At 28.1% G+C, this 4,040-nt stretch carries 4 protein-coding genes; all 4 read right to left on the bottom strand.

Annotated elements, in window-relative coordinates; genetic code table 11:
• Positions 1 to 1,304, bottom strand: a 1,304-nt coding sequence (locus tag HUJ77_RS14895) for a polysaccharide biosynthesis protein (RefSeq protein ID WP_291709985.1), incomplete at its 3' end; no start/stop codon positions are given.
• A 28-nt stretch (positions 1,305 to 1,332) separates the two neighbouring features.
• Entirely contained in the window at positions 1,333 to 2,103 is a 771-nt protein-coding gene (locus HUJ77_RS14890) for a CpsB/CapC family capsule biosynthesis tyrosine phosphatase (protein WP_291709983.1), read from the bottom strand.
• Between the two features lie 425 nt (positions 2,104 to 2,528).
• Entirely contained in the window at positions 2,529 to 3,182 is a 654-nt protein-coding gene (locus tag HUJ77_RS14885; RefSeq protein ID WP_291709981.1) for a CpsD/CapB family tyrosine-protein kinase, read from the bottom strand.
• A gap of 9 nt (positions 3,183 to 3,191) precedes the next feature.
• Complete coding sequence (locus tag HUJ77_RS14880) at positions 3,192 to 3,869, bottom strand: Wzz/FepE/Etk N-terminal domain-containing protein (RefSeq protein ID WP_291709978.1); 678 nt, start codon at positions 3,867 to 3,869, stop codon at positions 3,192 to 3,194.
• Positions 3,870 to 4,040: the final 171 nt, after the last annotated feature.

Genomic DNA, 4,040 nt, shown 5'->3' with positions numbered 1-4,040 from the left:
TCATAGGATTGTATTATCATTTCGCAGATTCTCTTAGTTGCTCCCATTACATTAGTAGGATTAACTGCTTTATCTGTAGAAATTAATACAAATCTTTCACAGTTATATTTATCTGCACACTCAACTACATTGAAAGTTCCAAAAACATTATTCTTTATTGCTTCCATTGGACTATCTTCCATAAGTGGAACATGTTTATGTGCTGCTGCATGAAAAACTATATTTGGATTGTAGTTGTTAAAAACTTGTTCTAATCTTTTTTTATCTCTAACTGAACCTATTAAAACTAATAAATCCAAATTAGGGTATTTATACCTAAGTTCATTTTGTATATCATAGGCATTGTTTTCGTATATATCAAAAATTATTAATTTATTTGGATTGAATTTTGAAATTTGTCTACAAAGCTCTGATCCAATAGAGCCTCCTCCACCTGTAACTAATACTGTTTTATTTTTTATATAACGGGAAATCCCTTTCATTTCTAGCTCAATAGGATCTCTTCCTAATAAATCTTCAATATCAACATCTTTAATTTGACTTAAAGATACTTTTCCATCTATAACTGAATAAATACTTGGTATCATTTGAACCTTGCAATCTGTCTTTTTACATATATCAAGTATTTCCTTTTTATCATCTTCATTCATAGAAGGTGCTGCAAATATAATGTTTTCTATTTCTTTTTCCTTGCATACCTTAACTATGTCTTTTCTAGTGCCCTCTACTTTTATACCTAAAATGGTTTTACCAACCTTGTATTTGTTATCATCAATTAATGCTATTGGAATATACTCACTACTTCTGTTATTTTTCATTTCCTTAATTACTAAAATTGATGCTTCTCCAGCCCCTATAATTAATGTCCTTTTTAAATTATTTGCATTAGATTTAATATCTAAAATACTTGTAAACCTACTATATATCCTAAATGAAACTCTAAAACCAACTATTGATAAGGTTACAAATATTCCTGACAATATACTTACTGCATAGGAAAAATCAGTTTTTAATAAACTTGCAGTTATACTGGCTAATATATTTCCTGTAATACAAGCACCTATAACCAAGATAAATTCATCTACACTGGCATAATTCCATATGCTTTCATATAATTTAAAGAAGTAAAAACTTATTAAATATATAGCTGTAAAAATTATAGCTATTTTCCCATAATCCTTTACTAATTCTTTAAATATTCCATACTCATATCTAAAATAAATAGCTATTATATAAGATAGATTTATAAATATTCCATCTATAAAAGCCAAAAAATATTTTCTATACTTACCTAATTCCTTCATTTATTCACCCACTTTTCTCGAAAGAATTTTATCTTTTAAATATTCCTAACAACCCTTTTTTCTCCTTTATTAAGTTCCCCTCAAATTTAATTTCTTTATTATTTAGAAGGTCTTCAGCTGATTCTCTTAAATAGTAAAAATACTTTTTATTCATAGTCTTTAAAATCTTAATTCCTTCTTCCATATTGGGATTTCTCTTTTCATCCCTATGGGCATCAGAACCAAAAAAGCTATAAATTTTATTCTTCAAGAAAAGCTCTGCTGTTTTCTTAACTTCTTTTCCAAAATCTCCAGTTATACTTCCTATATTTAATTGAAATAAAAAACCTTCCTTAACAAACTCGTTTATTAAAGAAGGATTTTTTATAAACTTAATATATCTTTCTGGATGTGCAATAACAGGCACAATTCCTTTAATCTGTAGCTCATATAAAATCTCAGTAACTTCTTTAATAGAAAAGCTCTTCATATTAAACTCAATTAGCATATATCTAGAATCATTAATTGTGCCAATAAGCTTATCTTCAAAGTTTTCTAAGATTTTTTCATTAAAATAAACTTCTTGTCCACAATAAATCTCTAGGTCTAAATCAAGCTCTTTAACTAAAAGCTCTATATCCTTCCTTCTTTCCTTTACTTTAATATTAGGTACTTCATAATATCCAGGCATGTAATGTGGTGTCAGCACTAATTTCTTAGTGCCACCCTCTACTGCCTGCTTTAACATATTTATTGTCATCTCCCTAGATTTAGAGCCATCATCTATGGCCCAAATTAAGTGAGAATGCAGATCTATCATAGCACCACCCCATTCTTTATTTTTTTCTATATAATTTACACATTTTTATCGTAAAATATCTATTAATTATGCACTTTAAATAATGCATAATGCATAATTGATAATGCACAATTGCGGATATAATTCAGACAAGCTGAATTATGAAAACTGTAAACTCCTGTGGAGTTTATTCCTCCACTATTCACTATTATCTCTTAAACTATTCACTATTTATCATTTTTTCATTTTTTCATTTCGATTTTGCCAATGCAAAAGAGAAGCTTCATTCTTTAATTATTTCTAAATTCCGACCTTGGAGGAATTTACACCTTAATTTTGCATTACGCATTACGCATTATGCATTATCTAACTTCCTTCATTTCCAAAAACTCCTGTGGAGTTTTCACATTAATTATGCATTGTGCATTATGCATTATGCATTAACTTTACTTTTCTCCGTAATAGTAGTAGTATTTGTTTCTGCTTACGTCAATTCCATTTAAAACTGTTCCTATAATATTTGCATTTACCTTCTTTAAAAGATTAATAGCATTTTCAACTGAATCTTTTTTAGTTCTTTCAGCCTTAACTACTAGTATAGTTCCATCTGACTTAGTGGATAAGATTTGTGAATCTGTAACCGCTTGTACTGGTGGAGTATCTAAAATTATATAATCAAAACTATCCTTTAATGATTCTAGTAATTTTTCCATAGTTTTTGATGAAAGCATTTCAGATGGATTTGGAGGTATTTTCCCTGATGTTAATAAAACTAAATTTTTATTATACCTATGAGCTGCTGTGGCTAAATCTGTCTTACCTATAATTACATCTGATAAACCAACTAGATTGGAAACCTTGAACTTTTTATGTAAGCTTGGCTTTCTTAAATCACAATCTATTAAAACAACTTTTTTATCTCCTTGAGCCATACATAAAGCTAAGTTTCCTGCTGTAGTAGACTTACCTTCTCCTGGCTCTGAACTAGTTACAACTATTATTCTATATTCCTTATCAAAAGAGGAATATTGTATATTTGTTCTTAATGTTCTATAGCTTTCTGCCGCTATAGATTTAGGTTCCTTTTCAACTATAAACATAACTTTCCTCTAAGACTCCTTTACTGTAGGTATTGATCCAATTACAGGAATTTCGAATTCTCTCTCTAATTGATCTTTATTTTTAAATGTATTATCTAAGAATTCTAATAAAAATGCTAATCCAACTCCAACCATTAATCCTAATAAAAAGGCTATTGCAATATTCATCTTTTTATTTGGACTTACTGGATTTTGCGGTAGCTCTACTGCTTCTATAACTTGTATATTCCCATTAGGAACTAATTCCTTAGAGGTTTTTATAAATTCATCAGAAACCTCTTCTATTACAGTTTTAGCTTCTTGAGGATTCTTACTCTTATATTTAACTTGTAATATTTGAGTATCTGATACTGTTACTACTGTTAAATTGCTTAAAACTTCACTAGGTTTTAAGTCAAGACTTGTACCACTTAAACTCCTAGAAACTAAATCTTTAGTTTTAATTGCTTCAGAATATGTTTTCATAAGTTTTTGATACATAAGTACGTCGTTTTGATTATAACCTTGACTATCACTTTCGTCCTTACCAATAAAAACCTTTGTACTTGCTTCATATTCAGGTTTAATTACAAAAAAACTTAAAGCTGCTGATAATATTGTTGCTATTAATGTAATTGAAAGTATCATCAGCCATCTTTTTTTAAGAGCTTCAAATAACTCATCTAACCTTATCACTTGCTCTTCCAACTTTTTTCCTCCTATCAAAATACTAATAATATCAAATAAGCCTTAGTTAAAACATTAAATAAATATCTTTATGTTTTATAGATTTATTATGAACATTTTATTCTATAATAATTACTATTGCTTTTAATTATATAAAACATTATAACACAATATTTTCATATTTTTTTAAAA

Source organism: Clostridium sp., assembly GCF_021443865.1.
Classification (GTDB): Bacteria; Bacillota; Clostridia; order Clostridiales; family Clostridiaceae; genus Clostridium.
This window is presented reverse-complemented; position numbering and strand designations above follow the sequence as displayed.

Coding starts and splice junctions, on each gene's coding strand:
- HUJ77_RS14885 (WP_291709981.1), bottom strand. CDS start 3,182: ATGTTTATAGTTGAAAAGGAACCTAAATCTATAGCGGCAGAAAGCTAT.
- HUJ77_RS14890 (WP_291709983.1), bottom strand. CDS start 2,103: ATGATAGATCTGCATTCTCACTTAATTTGGGCCATAGATGATGGCTCT.